This window comes from Geomonas edaphica, assembly GCF_004917075.1.
Lineage (GTDB): Bacteria > Desulfobacterota > Desulfuromonadia > Geobacterales > Geobacteraceae > Geomonas > Geomonas edaphica.
In genome coordinates this window covers 1-17,344 of sequence record NZ_SSYB01000002.1, presented here as the reverse complement: position 1 = coordinate 17,344, position 17,344 = coordinate 1, and the positions used below count along the sequence as shown (strand labels likewise).

The 17,344-nt window shown below is 51.1% G+C and carries 15 protein-coding genes and 1 riboswitch; of the genes, 8 read left to right on the top strand and 7 right to left on the bottom strand.

Going from position 1 to position 17,344, the window contains the following annotated elements; all coding sequences use genetic code 11:
* Nucleotide 1 precedes the first annotated feature (1 nt).
* Nucleotides 2–481: a 4Fe-4S dicluster domain-containing protein gene (locus tag E8K79_RS06315; RefSeq protein ID WP_136514004.1), complete on the bottom strand. Its 480-nt coding sequence runs from the start codon at nucleotides 479–481 to the stop codon at nucleotides 2–4.
* Between the two features lie 244 nt (nucleotides 482–725).
* Here E8K79_RS06315 and E8K79_RS06310 point away from each other — a divergent pair, with 244 nt between their 5' ends.
* The 7 genes from E8K79_RS06310 (at nucleotide 726) to E8K79_RS06280 (ending at nucleotide 8,873) form a co-directional block, all read left to right on the top strand.
* Nucleotides 726–1,529, top strand: a complete 804-nt coding sequence (locus E8K79_RS06310) for a glycosyltransferase family 2 protein (RefSeq protein ID WP_136514003.1) — start codon at nucleotides 726–728, stop codon at nucleotides 1,527–1,529.
* A gap of 2 nt (nucleotides 1,530–1,531) precedes the next feature.
* Nucleotides 1,532–2,524 (top strand): lysylphosphatidylglycerol synthase domain-containing protein, encoded by a 993-nt coding sequence (locus E8K79_RS06305; protein WP_162604614.1) that lies wholly within the window; start codon nucleotides 1,532–1,534, stop codon nucleotides 2,522–2,524.
* Complete coding sequence (locus tag E8K79_RS06300; protein ID WP_136514001.1) at nucleotides 2,521–3,951, top strand: aminoglycoside phosphotransferase family protein; 1,431 nt, start codon at nucleotides 2,521–2,523, stop codon at nucleotides 3,949–3,951. Before E8K79_RS06305 ends, E8K79_RS06300 begins: the two co-directional genes overlap by 4 nt.
* On the top strand, nucleotides 3,948–4,682 hold the full coding sequence (locus E8K79_RS06295; protein WP_246043750.1) for a glycosyltransferase family 2 protein: 735 nt from the start codon (nucleotides 3,948–3,950) through the stop codon (nucleotides 4,680–4,682). Before E8K79_RS06300 ends, E8K79_RS06295 begins: the two co-directional genes overlap by 4 nt.
* A 39-nt stretch (nucleotides 4,683–4,721) precedes the next feature.
* Nucleotides 4,722–6,341, top strand: a complete 1,620-nt coding sequence (locus E8K79_RS06290) for a hypothetical protein (protein ID WP_136514000.1) — start codon at nucleotides 4,722–4,724, stop codon at nucleotides 6,339–6,341.
* A gap of 187 nt (nucleotides 6,342–6,528) precedes the next feature.
* A riboswitch (cyclic di-GMP riboswitch) is annotated at nucleotides 6,529–6,605 on the top strand.
* 72 nt (nucleotides 6,606–6,677) lie between these two features.
* Nucleotides 6,678–7,535: a response regulator gene (locus tag E8K79_RS06285; RefSeq protein ID WP_136513999.1), complete on the top strand. Its 858-nt coding sequence runs from the start codon at nucleotides 6,678–6,680 to the stop codon at nucleotides 7,533–7,535.
* 165 nt (nucleotides 7,536–7,700) lie between these two features.
* The gene (locus tag E8K79_RS06280) at nucleotides 7,701–8,873 is read left to right on the top strand and encodes a sensor histidine kinase (RefSeq protein ID WP_136513998.1); all 1,173 of its coding nucleotides are present in this window, start codon (nucleotides 7,701–7,703) and stop codon (nucleotides 8,871–8,873) included.
* Nucleotides 8,874–9,425: 552 nt separating this feature from the next.
* On the opposite strand, the gene E8K79_RS21075 is transcribed toward E8K79_RS06280, so the two are convergent.
* The 6 genes from E8K79_RS21075 to E8K79_RS06245 form a co-directional block, all read right to left on the bottom strand.
* Nucleotides 9,426–10,970: a reverse transcriptase domain-containing protein gene (locus E8K79_RS21075; RefSeq protein ID WP_162604613.1), complete on the bottom strand. Its 1,545-nt coding sequence runs from the start codon at nucleotides 10,968–10,970 to the stop codon at nucleotides 9,426–9,428.
* Nucleotides 10,967–11,503 carry a hypothetical protein gene (locus E8K79_RS06265; RefSeq protein WP_136513997.1) on the bottom strand — a complete coding sequence of 179 codons (537 nt, stop codon included), beginning with the start codon at nucleotides 11,501–11,503 and terminating at the stop codon, nucleotides 10,967–10,969. The genes E8K79_RS21075 and E8K79_RS06265 overlap by 4 nt, the downstream gene beginning before the upstream one ends.
* Before the next feature lie 22 nt (nucleotides 11,504–11,525).
* Nucleotides 11,526–11,786, bottom strand: coding sequence for a hypothetical protein (locus E8K79_RS06260; protein ID WP_136513996.1), 261 nt, complete (start codon nucleotides 11,784–11,786; stop codon nucleotides 11,526–11,528).
* 77 nt (nucleotides 11,787–11,863) lie between these two features.
* Nucleotides 11,864–14,443, bottom strand: a complete 2,580-nt coding sequence (locus E8K79_RS06255) for a S8 family peptidase (protein ID WP_136513995.1) — start codon at nucleotides 14,441–14,443, stop codon at nucleotides 11,864–11,866.
* On the bottom strand, nucleotides 14,433–15,428 hold the full coding sequence (locus E8K79_RS06250; RefSeq protein ID WP_136513994.1) for an AAA family ATPase: 996 nt from the start codon (nucleotides 15,426–15,428) through the stop codon (nucleotides 14,433–14,435). The genes E8K79_RS06255 and E8K79_RS06250 overlap by 11 nt, the downstream gene beginning before the upstream one ends.
* A 676-nt stretch (nucleotides 15,429–16,104) precedes the next feature.
* Nucleotides 16,105–16,422: a helix-turn-helix domain-containing protein gene (locus E8K79_RS06245; protein WP_162604612.1), complete on the bottom strand. Its 318-nt coding sequence runs from the start codon at nucleotides 16,420–16,422 to the stop codon at nucleotides 16,105–16,107.
* A gap of 240 nt (nucleotides 16,423–16,662) precedes the next feature.
* Between E8K79_RS06245 and E8K79_RS06240 the strand changes: the two genes are divergently transcribed.
* Complete coding sequence (locus E8K79_RS06240) at nucleotides 16,663–17,226, top strand: metallophosphoesterase (RefSeq protein ID WP_136513992.1); 564 nt, start codon at nucleotides 16,663–16,665, stop codon at nucleotides 17,224–17,226.
* Nucleotides 17,227–17,344 lie beyond the last annotated feature (118 nt).

Below are 17,344 nucleotides of genomic sequence, written 5' to 3'. Positions count from 1 at the left end.
ATCACACCTCCCCCTGGCCGTCTTTCATCGTTCTCGCGAATCTCAAGACCTTCTCCCTCAGCGGCAGATCCTCTTCGGAATACTGCAGGCAATGGGTCGGGCAGAAGGCGACACACTCGGGGAAATCCGGGCCGCACAGGTTACACTTGTCCGCCTTGCCGGTCTCGTCCAGGTAACGGATCATCCCGAAGGGGCAGGCGCTGACGCATGTTCTGCAGCCTACACACTTCATCTCGTCCACGGTGACGATGCCCGACGCCATATCCTTCTCTATGGCCCCCTTCGGGCACGCCTTCATACACCACGGATCGTTGCACTGCATGCAGGTCACCGTGATGAACTGGGCCTCCTCCATGAACACCTCATTGATGATGCGGGACTTGCTAGGCGCGAATTCGCCGCGATGCCTGAAGGAACAGGCCATCTCGCAGCTCTTGCAGCCGATGCACTTGGACGGCTCGATGCGAATCAGCTTTTGCATGATGCGACCTCCCATTGTGAAAGTTAACCAACTATTACACAACTTGATGAAATCTCCAGCCGTTCAAAGACAATTACCGCGACAACGGGGGAGATCGATCAATGTCACTGAGTATCAGGTGTACCGCCTGTTTCAGCCAGGATTTCTCCGTTGCATTAACCCTTGTTTCATCGTATGCTTTGTCGCTTTTTATAAGAGACCGCTCAGCGCCTCTGCTTATCCTCCAATGCCGATGAGAGTTTCCATGTCCAAAAGCGATCGCATACTGGCCTTTATCCCCGCGTACCGGTGCGCTCCGCAGATCGTCCGGGTCCTGCGCCAGTTCCAGGATCCCGCCGTGCACGGCCACTTCTCCGAGATCCTCGTCATCGACAACGTGAGCCCCGACGATACCGCCGAGGCCGCCATCGGGGAGTCGCGCGCCCTTGCCCTGGGCAAGGTGACCGTAGTGCGCAACCACGCCAACTACGGGCTCGGGGGGTCGCACAAGGCGGCCTTCACCTACGCCATCGAGAACGGTTTCACCCATGTCCTCGTGCTCCACGGCGACGACCAGGGGAGCGTGCAAGACATCATCCCGATCCTTCGTGCCGGACGTTATCGTGACTACGATTGCTGCCTTGGTGCCAGGTTCCACCCCGACGCCCGCATTGAGGGATACTCCACTCTGCGCGTCGTAGGAAACCACGCCTTCAACCGGCTCTTTTCCGCGGCATGCGGCCGAAAGCTCCACGACTTAGGCTCCGGACTTAACCTCTACGAAACGGCGCCACTCAAGTCCGGGTACTGGCGAAAGTTCCACGATAACCTCATGTTCAACTACTGCATGATCCTTGCGCACGTAAAGCGCAACGACCGGCTCCTCTTCTTCCCGATCTCATGGCGCGAGGAGGACCAGGTCTCCAACGTCAAGCTCTTCTCGCAGGCACGGCGCACCCTGGCACTTTTGGGCTCCTACCTGAAAAACGGTGAACGGTTTCTCGCCCAGGAGTTCCGCGAGACACCGGTGGAGGAGTACCGGTTCGAGACCCTGGTGAAGGGAGTCTGACCGTGGCCGCTTCCCGCTCGAACGCGCCGCTCGCGCTCGACCTCTTCGGGCTTTGCGTCGCCGCCGTCTCCACCGTATTTCTCCTTTCCCATTCGTCGCAAAACCTGAAGGCCATCCAGGTGGGTGCCGGCTGGTCCGCGTCGGCCGTCGTGGCATGCCTCGCCGCAATGGTCGCTTACGCCCTCGCCCACACCCTGAGGGCGATCCGCCTTTGGCTCATCATCGGCACAGACCGGCTCAGTTTCTCCTCCACCTTCGGCTGCCACGTCTCGATCGCCCTCGTCACCTTCGCGACCCCCTTTAAGCTCGGCGATCTGCTGAGGGCCACCGAGTTTTCCCGCATGCTTGATAACGACACCAGGGGCGTCTTCGCCGTCTGGCTCGACCGCCTCTTCGACGTGACGGTGATCCTCGTCATGCTCGCCGTCCTCGTCACCTTAAGGCCGGCGGGGCCGTCAGCCGACCTCGTTTTCGCATCCCTTGGTGCTTTCCTTCTCTGCTCGATCCTTTTGGGGATGCTACTCCCCGGGGCGGTAGCGGCGTTTGTGCGCGCGCTGCTCCAGTCCCGGAGTAAGCGATCCATTCGGGTGCTGCGCGGGATGCAACAGGTGCGCGCTGTGCTATCCCGCATTCCGACCCTGGACGCGCAGACCTTCTCCCTTCTCTGCATCGTCACCTTCGCGGTATGGGGCTTAGAGCTCGCCATGCTCTTCCTGCTTCTCTTGGCCTTCCCCGCCGCAGGTTATACCGCGCCGCAGCAGGCGATCGACATCCTTGGAAGCGCCATCATCGCAAGACCCGGCAACCACCTTCTGCAGCTCGCCCTGTACCGCTCCATCTGCCTCTTCACCCTCGCCGTCATGGCAGCGTTGGGAGTGCGCAGCTATGCCGCGCGCCGTCTGCGCCCTTCCAACGGTAGGGCAGCTACGGCGCGGTACCACTACACGCCCGTGTTCCTAGCCGCGAAAACGGCCGTTAAAGGACGGACCCGATGACCACCGTACTTCTCTACGACGACAGCCGCACCGTTTCTCCGGAACTCTCCAGCCTCATCGGCGCGGAAAGATTCGGCGACATCGTCTTTCGCCGCCAGTGCCTCTTCGAGCGCGCCTGCTCGTTCACGCGTCAGCTCGGTTGGCAGGCCATCCGCGTCGGTGCCGACACAGCTCCGGGGACGGTGGAGGCCGAGCTCGTACGCCTGCGCTGCTCCCGCGTCATCCGAATCGCGGCATCCCTGGTCCCCGCGGTGGACTCGGTCGCTGTGGATCTCCTGGAGAGGATGGCGATCTGCACCGACACCTGCCAGGCCACCGTGAACGGCTGCGCCGTCCCGCTACAGGGAGCTGCCCTTGACAGCTTCCGGGAAAACTCCGGTGCCTTCCTCTCCGTCGAAGCGGCCGACGCGGCCTCGGTGCGGATCCCGGTGGACGGCGCCTTTATAGATGTGAGCGACCAGGTGGGGCTGTTGGATTTTCTAAGCGGCTCCTTCAACAGCAGGCACTTCAACAACGTAACGCTCACCCTGCAAAACGTGGTGAAACGCTCGGTGAACACTGCAAAGATCCAGGCCGAGCACGATTTCTACCGGCTCTTGCCCGAAGCTATGCGCCGCTTTTTCGTAATGCCCTACGACCTGAAGTTAGAGGGGGCGGGTGCGAGCTACACCATGGAACGGCTCTTGATGCTGGACATGGGACAGCAGTGGATCAACGGCGGCCTAGGCCTCGAAGAATTCGCCCGATTCATGGAAGACGTCCAGCGCTTCCTCGACCAGAGGGCTCGGCGCTCCTGCTCCCGGGAGAAAGCCCGCACTAACTTCGACAGGCTTTACCTCGACAAGGTGCGGCAACGCCAGGAGGCGCTCAAGCCGCTACCACTCAAGAGCTACCTGGACGACATGCTGCGTAACGGCACCCCCTTCGCCTCGCTTGCCGAGCTTTTAGAAAACTACCTCGACCAGGTGAGCCCCTACCGCAACCGGCTTCCCGATTTCGAAGCGATCGGGCATGGCGACCTCTGCTTTTCGAACATCCTCTACGATAAGAGGATCCGGCTCTTGAAGCTGATCGATCCCCTGGGGGCTACTGGCGAGGACGACCTCTACACCGATCCGTTCTACGACTACGCGAAGCTTTCGCACTCGGTCCTTGGCGGATATGACTTTGTGATCAACGGGCTGAGCGAGATCGTGGTGGGGAGCGATTTGCAGCTGCAGTTGCAGACGCCGGACGCGGACTTCGCCGCCTACGCGGCCGTCTTTCTTCCCCACCTGGAGCAAAGGGGAATTGACGTGAAGCAGCTGCGCCTTTACGAGGCGTCCCTGTTCCTTAGCATGCTCCCGCTGCACATCGACTCGCCGCGCAACATCCTTGCCTTCGCGCTGATCGCGGCGCACATACTTAAGGAGGTTGCGAACCAGTGACGGCCAGACAGACGACCATCATCATAACCATGGCCGGCTTCGGCATGCGCTTTCGCGATGCGGGGTACGCCATGCCGAAATACATGATCGAGGCGCGGGACCTCACCCTTTTCGATTGGTCCATGAAGGGACTCGAGGCGTTCATCGATGCCGGTTCCCCGTTCGTCTTCGTGGTACGCGCTGGGGACGGGGCAAGGGATTTCATCGAAGAGAAGGCAGGCAACCACGGCATTCGCAGCATGAAGGTGATCGAGCTAGACGCTCCGACCGACGGGCAGGCGACGACGGCGCGCATCGCCTGCGGCGAGATCGACGGCTCGGCGCCCATGGCTATCTTCAATATCGACACCGGCGTCGAGCCGGGAAGGCTTTTGCCACACCAGGCTTCGGGGGACGGCTGGATCCCATGCTTCCAGGCGCCCGGCGAGGGGTGGAGCTTCGTGAAGTGCGCGGCGGACGGGCGCGCCGTCGAGGTCCGCGAGAAAAAACGCATCTCCGAGATGGCGACCATCGGCTTCTACTGGTTTTCCTCCGGCGACCTATACGCCCGCGCCTACGACGCCTACTACGCCGTATCCGGCCGCGAGGAGCGCGGCGAGCGCTACGTAGCCCCGCTATACAACCAGCTCATTTCCGAAGGGAGGGAGGTTACCATCTCCGAGATTCCCTTCACCTCGGTTACCCCCCTCGGCACCCCGGACGAGGTGAAACGCTTTCTCGCCGGCCGATAACACGTCCCGCTAGGCACGCCCCGGCGCTCAGGAGACCACATGGAGCAGGTCCACAACCAGATCGCAAGCGGACCACTCAGGATGGTCCGGCGCGGTCCGGCGATATGCGCCTTTCTCGTACTGCTATTAACCTTCTGGAACAGCATCCCCTATTCCGAGATCAACCTCGCCGTAGTACTGAAACTCCTAGCGGCCAAGGCGATAGTGTTTTTTTGCACCTATTTCCTTGCGGTGCGTTTAACAGATCGCATGCAGCAGGCAAGAACCCATGGGCTAGACAGCGAGACCAGGACCTTCCTGCTGTTCTTCGCGTTTTTCATCTGCTGGTTCGGTTTCTGGCTGATTGGTCTTTGGCCGGGATACTTCATGACCGACTCATACGCCACACTCTGGACGATGTATTCCCTTCAGTTCGACGGATGGTTCTCCCGCCTGCACCCACTGATCTACCTCGCCCTGTACCAACTGCTGCCCAACGCCGTCGTCGTCCCCATCTTCCAGATCATCCTCACCTCAAGCGTCTTCGCCTATGCTATGGCGAAACTGCGCGGCATGGGGCTTTCCAGGCTTTTGCAGACCCTTTTAGTCGTGCTGCTCGTGGCGAGCGTCCCTACGACCGCCCTTACCCTGCTCGCCACCAGGGACACCATCTTCTCTGTTGTGCTGCTGTTTTTAGCTCTCTGGATGTTCTTTGACGTGTCGGAGAAAAAAAGGGAGGAGCTCTCCTTGAAGGAGCTCTCTTTCGTGGCGGCGGCGCTTCTTTTTATTTCTATTTACCGTGGAGACGGTATCGCGCTCGTGTTGGCGGTCCCGCTGCTTTTGAGGATGAATAAGAGGGTAACCACCGCGACCGCTGTTGCCCTCTTCGTCTCTGTACTGCTTCTTTCGAGCCCGGCCAAGTCGTTTCTTCGCGTACTACTGCAGGCTCCAACGGGGGAGGAAACTGCCTACTCGGTTTCGCTCATGATGAACCCGCTGGGCTACCTGCTGCAAAACAACTACGTCACCGCCACCCCAGAAAAGGATCGCAAAATACTGGGTATGCTGGTGCAGGTCGACAAGGTGAAGGAGGTGTCCATCCCGTACGAGATACCCGCATTCTGGGAAGGTCACTGGAGACAAGGCATCAGCGACATCGCTTTTTCGAGGGTTAAAAGCTTATACGCACGGATGGTGAGAGAGAACCTGGGGATGTTTTTGAAAAACCGCTGGCTTTGCTTTGCGGCCAGCACGGGGATGACTCAGGCAGGCTTCACCTACTCCGACATGTCCCGGGAAAAAAAGCACCCGGCGCACTACGACGTAGTCTACAACGAACCGCTGCACCGCGCCCTCTTCCCCTCCCTTTACGAGCTCCAGTCAGAGACGATCGCCTCCACCTCGGTGTACAAAGGGAAGCGCCTGGAAGGGAAGTTCCTGCACTGGAATTTTCTTCCCGAGCTTGCGCTTAGCGCGCTGGTCCTTTTGCTCTTCCCGTGGTTTCCGGCAACGGCATCGGCGAGCCTGGTCGTCCTCTCCCGCGTCCCGCTCGTCTTTCTTGCCGCCCCCGCCTCCCAGTTCAAGTATTACTACTCCCTGTACCTCTTCGGTTTTTTCGTGATCTTCATGCTCATCGCGGAGAAAAAGGTACACAGCCGAGTCAAGGAGGGCGCCCGCTAGCGCGACGCAGAAAGGCAAGCAGGTTGCCGGACCGACTCCGCCGGCGAGGAGTCCTTCTGGCGGCGTTTGAAATACTTCGGCAAGAACCTGCACCAAGTCCGGGAGAGCTCAGTAATTCCCGCAGATTGTTTCATCTTGACAATGGAAGGTCTATGAGTGTAAGCACAATGAAAATAATTTCAGCGATAAACGATAATACTAAACCATTCGCGAGAGTGGGGCGGAAAGCCTAAAGGGTCTCCACGAGACAGCCGGGTTGCCGAAATATCCAATGCGATATTCAGCCCCGGCTTTTTTGTGTCCAGAAAAGAAGCCGGAGCTACCAGGGAGGCCCCGATGAACCCATCAAATCAGGCAGCAGGGAACTCCAGGAAGAAGCTGGGCGAGATCTTCGTGGAGCAGGGGATATTGTCCGCCCTGACGGTGGAACGGCTCGTTGGGTACGCCCGCAAGAAGGGAAAACGATTCGGGACGGTACTCGAAGAACTGGAACTGGTGACGCCGGACGAACTTGCCGAGGCCCTTGCGCGGCAGCACAACCTGAAGTTCCTAGGCGACTTTCACCGCCACAGGTTTTCCGACGAACTGCTCAGGATGGTTCCGCCCAAGGTGGCCATGGCGAACCTCGTCTTCCCGCTGAAGCTGCAGGGTAACAGGATGGCCATTGCAACCAGCGACCCCACCCTGCGCGATGTTTTGCAGAGCATCGAGAAGGAACACGGCGTGACGGTAATGCCGTACGTCTCCACGCGGCGCGAGATCATGACCGCCATCAAGCTGCACTACCTGAAATCGGCCCCGGCCGCGGCCAACGACAAGAAATGCGTGCTCATCGTCGATGACGACAAGGCGGTGAGCAGCTTCATCTCCGCATCGCTTAGGCGCAAGGGTTATCACGCCGTATGCGCCGGTGACGGCATGGAGGCCTTCCGTGAAATCATGTCGAACCGTTTCGACCTGGTCATCACCGATAAGGAGATGCCCAAGCTGAACGGCTACGCCGTCCTGGAGAGTCTGCGCACCTTCCCCGAAACGGAGAAAGTACCCGTGATACTGATCACCTCCACCGCCACGGTGGATGAGGAGGCTACCGCGCTCAAGCGCGGCTTTTTCGATTTCATCCCTAAGCCCCTGCGCGAAGCCACCCTTGCCGTGAAAGTCGAGCGCGCCCTCGCCATGGCGAACGAATATTGACGGCATCCTGGCCAGTGCGAGATGATTCACTGTCAAAAGGAACAGCATTAAGTAGGAAGGACATTAGATTTCTTGCTTCAAAAAGAACACAAGCTATAATCGCCCCACACGATCATAAATAGCTTATTAGTTGACATAGGACATTAGGTAACTACAGGGGGCGAAATGCCTGATGATACTTCCTCCAAAAAACGGAAAGATCCTCTTACCCACTATGCACCGGCGTTTAGGCAAAGTGCCGATGAACTTGTATGGGACATTGAGGAAGTCGTTAACAGTCCACTGGTAAGCGGGCTAATGTCAATAGCAAATGGTCTTTTTGCAGTCTTGAACAAACATCGCCAGGTAGTTGCTTTAAATGATGAGTTCTTGAAGCTGATGGGGATAGACGACCCAAAGCTGGCAATAGGCCTGCGTCCCGGTGAATATGTTGCTTGTGTCCATTCTTGTGATACCGCCGGCGGATGTGGCACCTCAAAGTATTGTTCCACATGCGGTGCGGCTATTTCGATCATGACAGCCATTGACACATTACAGCCACAAGAAAGAACTTGCGCAATAACAGTAGATAGAGATCATAAACAAGCCGATATATATTTCAACGTCCGCAGCTGTCCGATATTTGTTAACGAAAAGGTTTATATCTTGCTGTTTATGCAGGACATAACCCTGCAGCAGTCAAAAGAGTGCCTCGATAGAGCTTTTTTCCACGACATTAACAACATACTTTGCGGATTGCTTGGGAAAAGCGAGTTACTGTCCCTTGAGTTTACCTCTCAAAGCAATAGAGTGACCGAGCTGCATCGTATTGTAATAAGAATAGCGCAGGAAATCTCCATTCAGGACTCCCTGACTAAAGCAATAAACACTGCCTACAAGCCTCTGTACACAGATGAATGCCTAAACGACTTTCTCCATGAAATAGAGCAAATCTTCAATGACCACCCCTTAACCGCCAGCAAGCGCTTGGAAATTATTTACTGTTCAGATGCTATAACCATAACTTCTGACTTTAGTTTACTAACCAGGGTCGTCGTTAACATGATTACCAACGCTCTGGAAGCTATCTCGCAGGAAGACAAAGTAACACTGTGGACCACCCCGCATCAAAATGCCATATCGTTCAACGTTTGGAATTCTGGAACCATTCCACAAGAAGTCGCACAGCGTATTTTCCAACGCAACTTCAGCACCAAGGGCAATATAGGGAGAGGTATGGGCACCTACTCCATGAAATTATTTGGAGAACAGATCCTCGGAGGTTCCGTTGAATTCATAACTTCCGCCTCAGACGGAACTACCTTCACTTACACATTACCGATGAGCCCGTTGGAATGATCCTTTAGGGGTTCGCCCACCATTATCAGCGACACCATCCCGTATCAGAGCACATAGTGGCCGTTACAACCAGGCCGCACGAACAGCGAGGACAAAACAAAAGGGTTACCCCGGAAGAGGTAACCCTTTTGAATGCTTTGTGGTGCAGAGAGGGGACTTGAACCTTTATAGGGTGAAAAAAGCCACCCGCCAGGGAACCTACATTATTTATTTAAAATTCAGACACCTCTCCTTCCCGTACTGTAGGTGTCTAATTTTATAGTCATTTTATTTTTAGCCGCGCCAAATTTAGCAGACATGGTGCCCTTATCGATCAAAAATTCCATTGCGCATCTGAATGCGCAATGGAGAAAGGTATCAGCTACGCCACAAAACAAAAGCCTTATACTTTCAGCCAGCCCAGAAACCATACTCTGTGACAATATTGCTATCAGAGCGGACCTAACCGTTGTAGATTCGGGAACACACTGTACACAGCAGCCTGACAGGGATAATCGCTTAGTCGTTACCGGCCTTGGCCACCCTCACTTTGACAATGGACGTCGGGGTTACCTAAAATTCGAATGGACTCGATGAATCAGCATCATCAATCAACATCAAGCTGCACAGTGTCTTGTAGCCGGGACCGATGTCTGATATTTTCTTGTATGCAGCTCGTCTATCGGTTCTGTGTAGATTCTTGAGCCCTACAATAAGGCTGGAAGCTGCTAATGACTCTTCTATATTATTTAAAGCAGACTCTTTCAAGGGCATCAAGTGCCCTTCTTCATCCTCAGCTTCCAAGATAAGAGCTCTAACTATATCAGTAGCAGCTGGAGCGTGATACGCTTTATTCAATATATCAGCGGTATGTTTATTCATCTCATAGCAATCAATCACGATTTTGGATAACCAAAATAGTTCGTGCTCTGTAACCTTGTTAGATATCAAACGCTTTCCAATACACCTAGAAAAATCTCCAATATAGTCAGTGTCCTCCAGGTAGGTGTAAACATTCTTTAGAAGGTTTGGATATGAGTCAATTACCATACTAATAAGCTCAAAAGCTTTTTCCTCATCATACTTCAATAAAGAAAGAGCAAGTTCAACATCCTCTTCAGCGACATCCTTACTCTGAATTAAGGCTTCTAGGTACTCAAGTTCCTCAGCCGTCAAGCCTTCAAAATCTCTATCATAGCCATCTTCATCACTGTCATCGCCATCATCCTCGTCATCGACATCTTCGTCATCATCCTCGTCATCATCATCATAATCTACTTCTTCTTCGCGGCGAGCTAGTAGTGCTTTTTTGATGTCATCTATATGACGGTCTTCAAAGTCTGAAAAATCATCACCATATTCCGTTTTAGTTACGTTCAGTACAAGGCCTCGTTGGTCCAGCATCTCTTCAATAATCGTTAAATCGTCTTCCAAAGTCGACATTTTATTAGAGAACAGAAAAATGTCATCTAAAAATCTTATTATAGCTGGGCTCTTTAACCTCTTGGATTTTTCAATAAATGAAAGATAACCGTTTCCTAGTGCCTTGGCAGGATAGATCCCTTGAGGAAAGGTGCAGTGCGGGTTGCCGACATTAATATCATGTAGAAATTTCTCGAATGCCTTCCCATCCTCATGTTTCACAACAGAAAAGATGAATCTAGCTAGGTCTTCATGATTAAAGGAATTAAAACAGTCCCGAACATCTATTTTGGCGTAGTAGGTGTACTTGGCTTTTAAGCTATACTTCCGTCTCCTAAAATCATGGTAGCCGTCAAAGGCAGTAACTAGACAGCCGTTTTTAAAGGCGTAACCGTAGGATTGTCTCTCATTATTTTTGGTGAGCGGGAACGCCTTCCAGTTTCTGTACATAAAGTCATAAAAGAAGACACTAGCAAAGGGATCAAGCACCTGAACCCTTCTGAAAGTCGTTTTGTCTTTGGAAGATAGAAAACTATTGGCAGTTTGGAAGGTGCCACTCTTTCCGAATATGTTAGTGCTGATATATTTCCCCATTTTCCCGAGGCCCTTGTCCACAAACTTTGGGACAGATGATAATGGGAAGAGGCTACGCTTGAAGTCTCTTTTTATAAAGGATTTAACATATGGACTTATCATAATTCTTCCGTGAAAGTAAATAATCGTTTCTTTTTGCTTTTCTTTCCAGATTTTATAATTACCTGATCCCTGGAAGTTAAACCTATTTCAAATCCGTTCACATATCTACCAATCAGCTCGGTCAGTACTTGATGTGCGTCCGTGATCAACTTTAGGGAATTACCTTTTGTAATAAAGTGTCCACTGTGAGCAACTGAGTTTCTTGATGAGCTAATCTTTTGCGCCAATTTCAGAATATCTGACAAAGTATCAAAGTCGGGATCACCCTGAAGCAAGGGAGTAATGAAATGCGTAATTTTATTTGCCAAGCCGTTAGCCCACCTTAGAAGATGCTCAACAAAGTCAGGTTCAAGCTTACGCTTCGAGATTAATTCAGCTCGGACAACAAGGTTTGCCGCAAGCTCAATCGTTACAGCTGCACGAACAACAGCCATAGAAAATTCATTCTGCTCATATAGCGCAATAGTTTTAGACCAATTTGCAAAGACCTTATCGGAATCTGATCTCTCAGAGTATGGTGTTTTAATTTTCACAATATGCCTGCCATCTAGGATTTTACCACCTGATTAAATCGTCTGATTCCGGCTCCCAATCTCTGATTTTTTTCGGCACATCCTCATCTTGTAAAGTTTCATTCCACCTCGCATTTTCAGTAGATCGTGTAGCAAGCGCTTCAGCAGCCTCTGTAGGACTCGAATAGGTCCCAATCACTTGCCCATTACTTCCAATACTTAGGTTATACTGCTTGCCCCCAGTAAAGATGTATCTCTGCCCCCTATAAACCCAACGTTTAGGCTCCATTTCCTGTTTTTCCATTTGCTCCCTCACGAAATCTCGATAGACAGTCCAGAGCTCGAGACTATAGTAGTTTTCTTAAACGAAGCCACTTAACTTCAAATTTCAACTTGAATTTCACCTACTTCAACCATGTTCTCAATAGCAGCTTGAATTCGGTCATAGATTTCGAGATCCTCATTTACAGATTCGAAAGTCACGGCTAGTGAGTATTTGGCGAAGGACTCAATATCTTTATCCCATCCCTGATGACCTACAACTCCAATACAAAAATCCTCGGGAAACTGGTTTGACTTCAAGACTGCCCAGTCTTTCTGCACGGTTCCGATGCCACGCTTAATCCCTTCGATATTTCCCCAATCATTTCGCTCACGAAGCATCCAAGGGATTTCCTCGCCACCATCATTAACCCCACGCACGCCATCTTTTAACACACGGTTTTTAAAGGAATCGTAGCTTTCACCGGTCTTCGAGCTTTTCCAATCAACCCAAGTTGATAGATAATTTCTCGGGTGGCGCCTAGTTCTTCTAGGTTTTGCAGCGTACGACAAGGTAACATCGACCCTGAGGTCGTGATCTTCAACTATGTTTCGTAAATCATCTGGAATAGGCACACGATATATGTGAGCTTCCCTTGCTCTTATATGCATCTCTCCACTGGTTATTAAAGTAACTCTATATGAAGAATTCGATGTAGCACGCTCTAGATCAGGGATACCGTACCCAATTTTTTTAATAACATTTGATTTCATTCCATGGTCCTCTGCCCAACTTGGCCACCTCGCAGAGTTGACTATCAAAGCTCTATACAGCAAAGCAGGTTCATCAGGGAAAATAGCCTCAATTGAAGCTGCTATATGAGCAACTTTAGGAGCCGAGAAAGATGTTCCAACACTATCACGAGCAAAGGCAGGACCCCCATGGGGGTAAGTGGAACGTACCAATTCGGGGCAGACCTCGGGTGGTGTCGTAATATTTGGCGGGTTACCTCTGTCGTAAACCGTACCGCCACCATACTCGACAACTTCCGGCTTAATTGACCCCCAAATGCCCAAGCCGGTCGTGGTGAACGCAGACGGCATTCCAGGAGTTTCGAAGGAAGACGAGTCAAGAGTGTCGACCTCTGCATGGGCAACAGAGCCAACGGTCAGTGCTTGAAAACTTTGTGAAGGATTTGGAATCCGGCAGGAGTCTTCCAAAAGATACTGTGGATATTTTCGCCCTACCCTTAAATGGTCCGTAATGCCATACCGAATAGGCCCCGGGTGAGTATTACACAAGTTTCCAGCACTTTGGACTAGCAGGATGTCTTTTTCATAGGAAAGCAAATCGATTTGTGCGGCCCAAGCAGACATGTGGCGGAGCCTACATGGGTAAAAGCCGGAGATTGAATGATTAAAAATTTTGGTTGGATGTGGATGCTGATTTCCCGAATGCCTGGTCACCACTTTTGAAAGCATCGTTGGCGGAAAGATCTCTTCAACTAGTCTATTGTCTTCGTCCAACACCCTTGCATTTCGAATCCAAAATGGGAGTTGATAGCTACCATCACGCGGGATCCCCTCGGGATATAAGATGACTCCTGCAACTCTTGTCCCGTGTCCCCCATTACTGACATAGTCAGCTACATCAATAGGCGCCTTTCCAGGTATAAAACACTCTGAAGATGTCGTATCGATAGCATCTCTTATCAGAGAGTGCTCTTCTTGGATGCCGCTATCAATCACACAAACATATGGTGCTGTTTCATCTGGGGGAAGGATTTCAAAAGCAGGGAGAGGAGAAGGTTCAGCTTGCATAGACTCTTCTTGATAAAGAACATCAGGCTCTGAGACTTCGAACAAGTATGGGTAATTTAAAACAACATCTTTTAAACCTAAACCAGAAATTCTTGCTCTTACTGTGAAACTATCAGGAAGAAAAACTGCTTCACCATCGATTAGGTCAAGTACTTCGCCATCATAAGCGCGTACCATTTCCACAAAATGGTCTTCACGTTCAAGCCTCAACTCGTCCCACTTTTCATAAGCTTCATGCTTCTTTAGCTCCCAACGCCGCAGCCTCACTTCATAGTCTTCGTCACTCTCGTCACCGGATTGTGGCTTCAGTTCGGGCATGACAATGGTACCGACACATTCAATTCCGAATTCCACTACATACTGGGCTCGATCATCAATTTGAGGCCATTGCAAACGCAACATTTCAGACAGCAAGCGATCAAGCCTACTTTCTAAGGTCTGATCCTCCATTATTTCATAGATCTTTGCAGAATTCCCAGTGCGCCCCTCGTTACGTGAAAAAGCTTCTACTTTCTCAACAAACGCAGCTAAATCAAGCTGGTCGGAAGCAACTATTACAAAACCATCTTCCTGCTCTGAAACTATTTCAAAACCGAAGGTTGACCTCAGAAAATCCAGGTCTGAATCTGGTTCAATCTTTAATAAGATCGGTACCCCCGCCGGTAGTGGAGGCAATTCTTGACCTGTACGAAGTCTACGTCTCTCATCCCAGTGCCCAACTACAGTTCTCGCTGCAGTCGCTAATGTAGTACCGTGTTGTATTCGATTCGCTTTGTTGTTGACAAATTGCTCTGGCTGATTGCCTCCGCCGGTTAAAAAAGCACGATCCGACAACACAAATGGCAAAGGCAAATGTTGAAACTCAACATCAGGTGGCATGGAATAAGTCCCCTTGCTGGTCTTTTAAGTACATTTCATTTAATGCTAGCTCCAAATCCATCTGCCTAACAACCTTATTGCCTTCTAAAATCGCTGTTTTTGCTGCATTCTGCGCAACTTTTACCACATTTGCTGCTGACATCCCAACTAGCTTAGATGCCATGTCTTTCCAATTTAAATTATCTTGAGTCTTTACTGCCGCTAGGGTAGTTTTTAACAACTGTAGATTTTCCATGTACGTAGGCATTGGGACTTCAAAAACATCATCAAATCTTCTAAAAATAGCTTTATCAAGCATTTTGTCCAAATTTGTTGCAGCAACAAGAAGGCCAGGAGCATTATAATCATCTAGCAACTGCAGTAACGTGTTAACAATTCGTGGAATTTCGCCCACATCGTTGGAAATATTTCTGGACTTTGCAATAAAATCGCATTCATCTAGGAACAATAATGATGGTACATCTTTAACAGTATCAAAAATATTCCTTAGATTAGACGCTGATTCTCCAAAGTAAGAAGAAATCATGGCATCAAATCTAACTTTTATCAATGGAAGACCGGTGTTCCAAGCCAGTCGTTCAGCGCCAAGTGTTTTACCACATCCAGGAGGTCCGTATAGTAGCACTTTCTTTTTGTACGAAAAGCCGAACTTAGCCAATCTGTCGCGTGCAGCAAATTCTTTTTCAACTCTTGTGAATCTACTATCAACATCTGCGTTGAGAATCATGTGATGCCTAAGCTCCTCGCGCGACATAACAACCACCAAGGGGTCGTTGTGCCTGCGACTTGTCGGGAGTTTAGCAAGGTTCTTGGTACTCCCCTTTGAGATATCCCGCGATTCAAGGATTTTTTCAAGGCTTGCAGCCAGAACTGAGTGCCCTTTTTGACGTTCGCTTTCAATTATTTTTTTGCATGAAAATAGTAGCTCTGTGTCTGACCCCTTACTGACAGCCTTGAACAGCCTTTTAATTAATTCAGCCTGCATATAACACCCAAACCTTTTTATTAAAACTACTTTGATAAATTTTGTGTGCCGGAGGCACACTTGCAACACTTTGGGTAAACGGCTCCACCATGTTAATATGCTTGTCACGTCAAAACCGCTCAAAAATACGACAATTTTCAAGTTTTATCAAGCATATCATCAGGTGTATATCTGATTAATTCTGCGAGTGTCTAGAAAACTGGTGGCGATTCAAACACCAGTGAAAAGCGTGGCTGCGTCGTCCGGAGAAATCCAATTTTCGGCCTTGGGGAGGGCCTTAGATCACTGTGCGTGGAACATTGCGTGATGCGATGCCGTCTCAATGTCCAACACGGAACTCGGCCCTTCAGGATTAGGCATTGATATATTGATAGAACAGTCCTAGCTTGTATCGCCGCTGGGTAACCGCAGTCGGGCAATGTATCGGTGGGATCGTATCAGAAACAGGGTGAAAAGCGAAGAACTCTAATGAATTTTAGACAGGGATATATAGGTGGGACAGTAGACAGCGACTCAAACATCTTCGATGCAGGTGTGGGAGCGCCTGCCGGCGCAGGCATCAGCCCCAACCATCCTGAACATACAGTCTGTAGGGGGGGAGGAGGAGGATTTTGCGGACCGTGCCCCGGAGGAGAGGGCGGACTTTCAATGCACTTTAAACTAGCCTTACGGACTCTTACTCCCCTTTGAGAATCAGCTTTGCAATAGTCAGTACAAGCCGCCTTTTTTCTAAGCCAGCAGATGCAAGCAGGGTCTCTACCTCGCGTGTTTCCTCCCTAAACGGTTCAAAGTCAAAAAGGTCCTTCAATGACACCTCTAGAGCCGTAGCCACTTTTTCAAGTGTAGGCAAAGATGGGCAACTAGTGCCAACCTCAATCCGGCTGAGGTAGTTCTCAGTGATTTCAACATGTTCCGAAAGCTCTCCTTGGGACAACCCCCTAGCCTTTCGGATCTGTTTAATACGTGCCCCAAGTAACACTTTAGCGGAACTCATCACACCCCCCATTAAAATATTCGGAGGGACTGTAATCCTTTTCTACTCGCAATTGAACGACCTTACAGGCCTGATATTTGCCAAATATTACCGCTGAGGTATGATTAGCTTTGGGAATCTGGTCCGTAAGCGTAGTGCTGCTTAAAGCCTCCCCAGCCTCCAATGACATCGTGATGCCAGCCCTTCTGGGGTTTAGGGGAGGAGGCGGGATAATTACGATCAATAGATCCGAAGGTGCCGATGGCAATCATCGTAGGCGACATTCATGGCAATCTTGAGAAGGTCCAAGCTTTTCTGGCGTATCAGCCCGACCATGAGCATATTGCCTTGGGCGACTACCTGGATTCTCCCTGGGAGTCGCTGGAGCGCCAATTGAGAGCCCTGCAACTGCTTATGGAAAGTCCAGCCGTGCTCCTGTGGGGGAATCACGATCTTCACTACTTGGTGCCACCACCGTTCCGCTGCAGTGGTATGCAGTATCGGGAAACAGTGCTGCAGGAGATCATTGAGGCAAACCATAAGCGGTTCGTAGCGGCTTACGTCGCAGATGGCTGGCTCTGCACCCACTCGGGGTGCAGTACAAAAATAACGTGCGGGGAACCCGCCGAACAGATCGTCGCCAAAATCAACGCAGCAATGAACGCCTGGTTGTATCATGGGGAAAGACACAGCATTTTCGACATAGGGATAGCCAGGGACGGGTCAGCGGCTGTTGGCGGATGCTTCTGGTTCGACCTGAGAGAGGAAAAACCTTTGCTTGATACGGGGATCCAGCAGATTTTTGGTCACACCTGTCAACGGTAATTGAAAAGTACCCCTTTTCGGTAATCGAAAAGTCCCCCCCTTGGTTATGACTGTTCGATGTGTTTAGCCAGCAGTCCAGCCTTGAGTTTCTCCTTGAGGCGGTAGCTTTCGCCCTTGA

Bases quoted from the DNA above. Each gene is read 5' to 3' on its own strand.
- E8K79_RS06315 (WP_136514004.1), bottom strand. From the start codon at position 481: ATGCAAAAGCTGATTCGCATCGAGCCGTCCAAGTGCATCGGCTGCAAG.
- E8K79_RS06310 (WP_136514003.1), top strand. From the start codon at position 726: ATGTCCAAAAGCGATCGCATACTGGCCTTTATCCCCGCGTACCGGTGC.
- E8K79_RS06300 (WP_136514001.1), top strand. From the start codon at position 2,521: ATGACCACCGTACTTCTCTACGACGACAGCCGCACCGTTTCTCCGGAA.
- E8K79_RS06290 (WP_136514000.1), top strand. From the start codon at position 4,722: ATGGAGCAGGTCCACAACCAGATCGCAAGCGGACCACTCAGGATGGTC.
- E8K79_RS06285 (WP_136513999.1), top strand. From the start codon at position 6,678: ATGAACCCATCAAATCAGGCAGCAGGGAACTCCAGGAAGAAGCTGGGC.
- E8K79_RS06280 (WP_136513998.1), top strand. From the start codon at position 7,701: ATGCCTGATGATACTTCCTCCAAAAAACGGAAAGATCCTCTTACCCAC.
- E8K79_RS21075 (WP_162604613.1), bottom strand. From the start codon at position 10,970: ATGATAAGTCCATATGTTAAATCCTTTATAAAAAGAGACTTCAAGCGT.
- E8K79_RS06260 (WP_136513996.1), bottom strand. From the start codon at position 11,786: ATGGAAAAACAGGAAATGGAGCCTAAACGTTGGGTTTATAGGGGGCAG.
- E8K79_RS06255 (WP_136513995.1), bottom strand. From the start codon at position 14,443: ATGCCACCTGATGTTGAGTTTCAACATTTGCCTTTGCCATTTGTGTTG.
- E8K79_RS06250 (WP_136513994.1), bottom strand. From the start codon at position 15,428: ATGCAGGCTGAATTAATTAAAAGGCTGTTCAAGGCTGTCAGTAAGGGG.
- E8K79_RS06245 (WP_162604612.1), bottom strand. From the start codon at position 16,422: ATGAGTTCCGCTAAAGTGTTACTTGGGGCACGTATTAAACAGATCCGA.
- E8K79_RS06240 (WP_136513992.1), top strand. From the start codon at position 16,663: ATGGCAATCATCGTAGGCGACATTCATGGCAATCTTGAGAAGGTCCAA.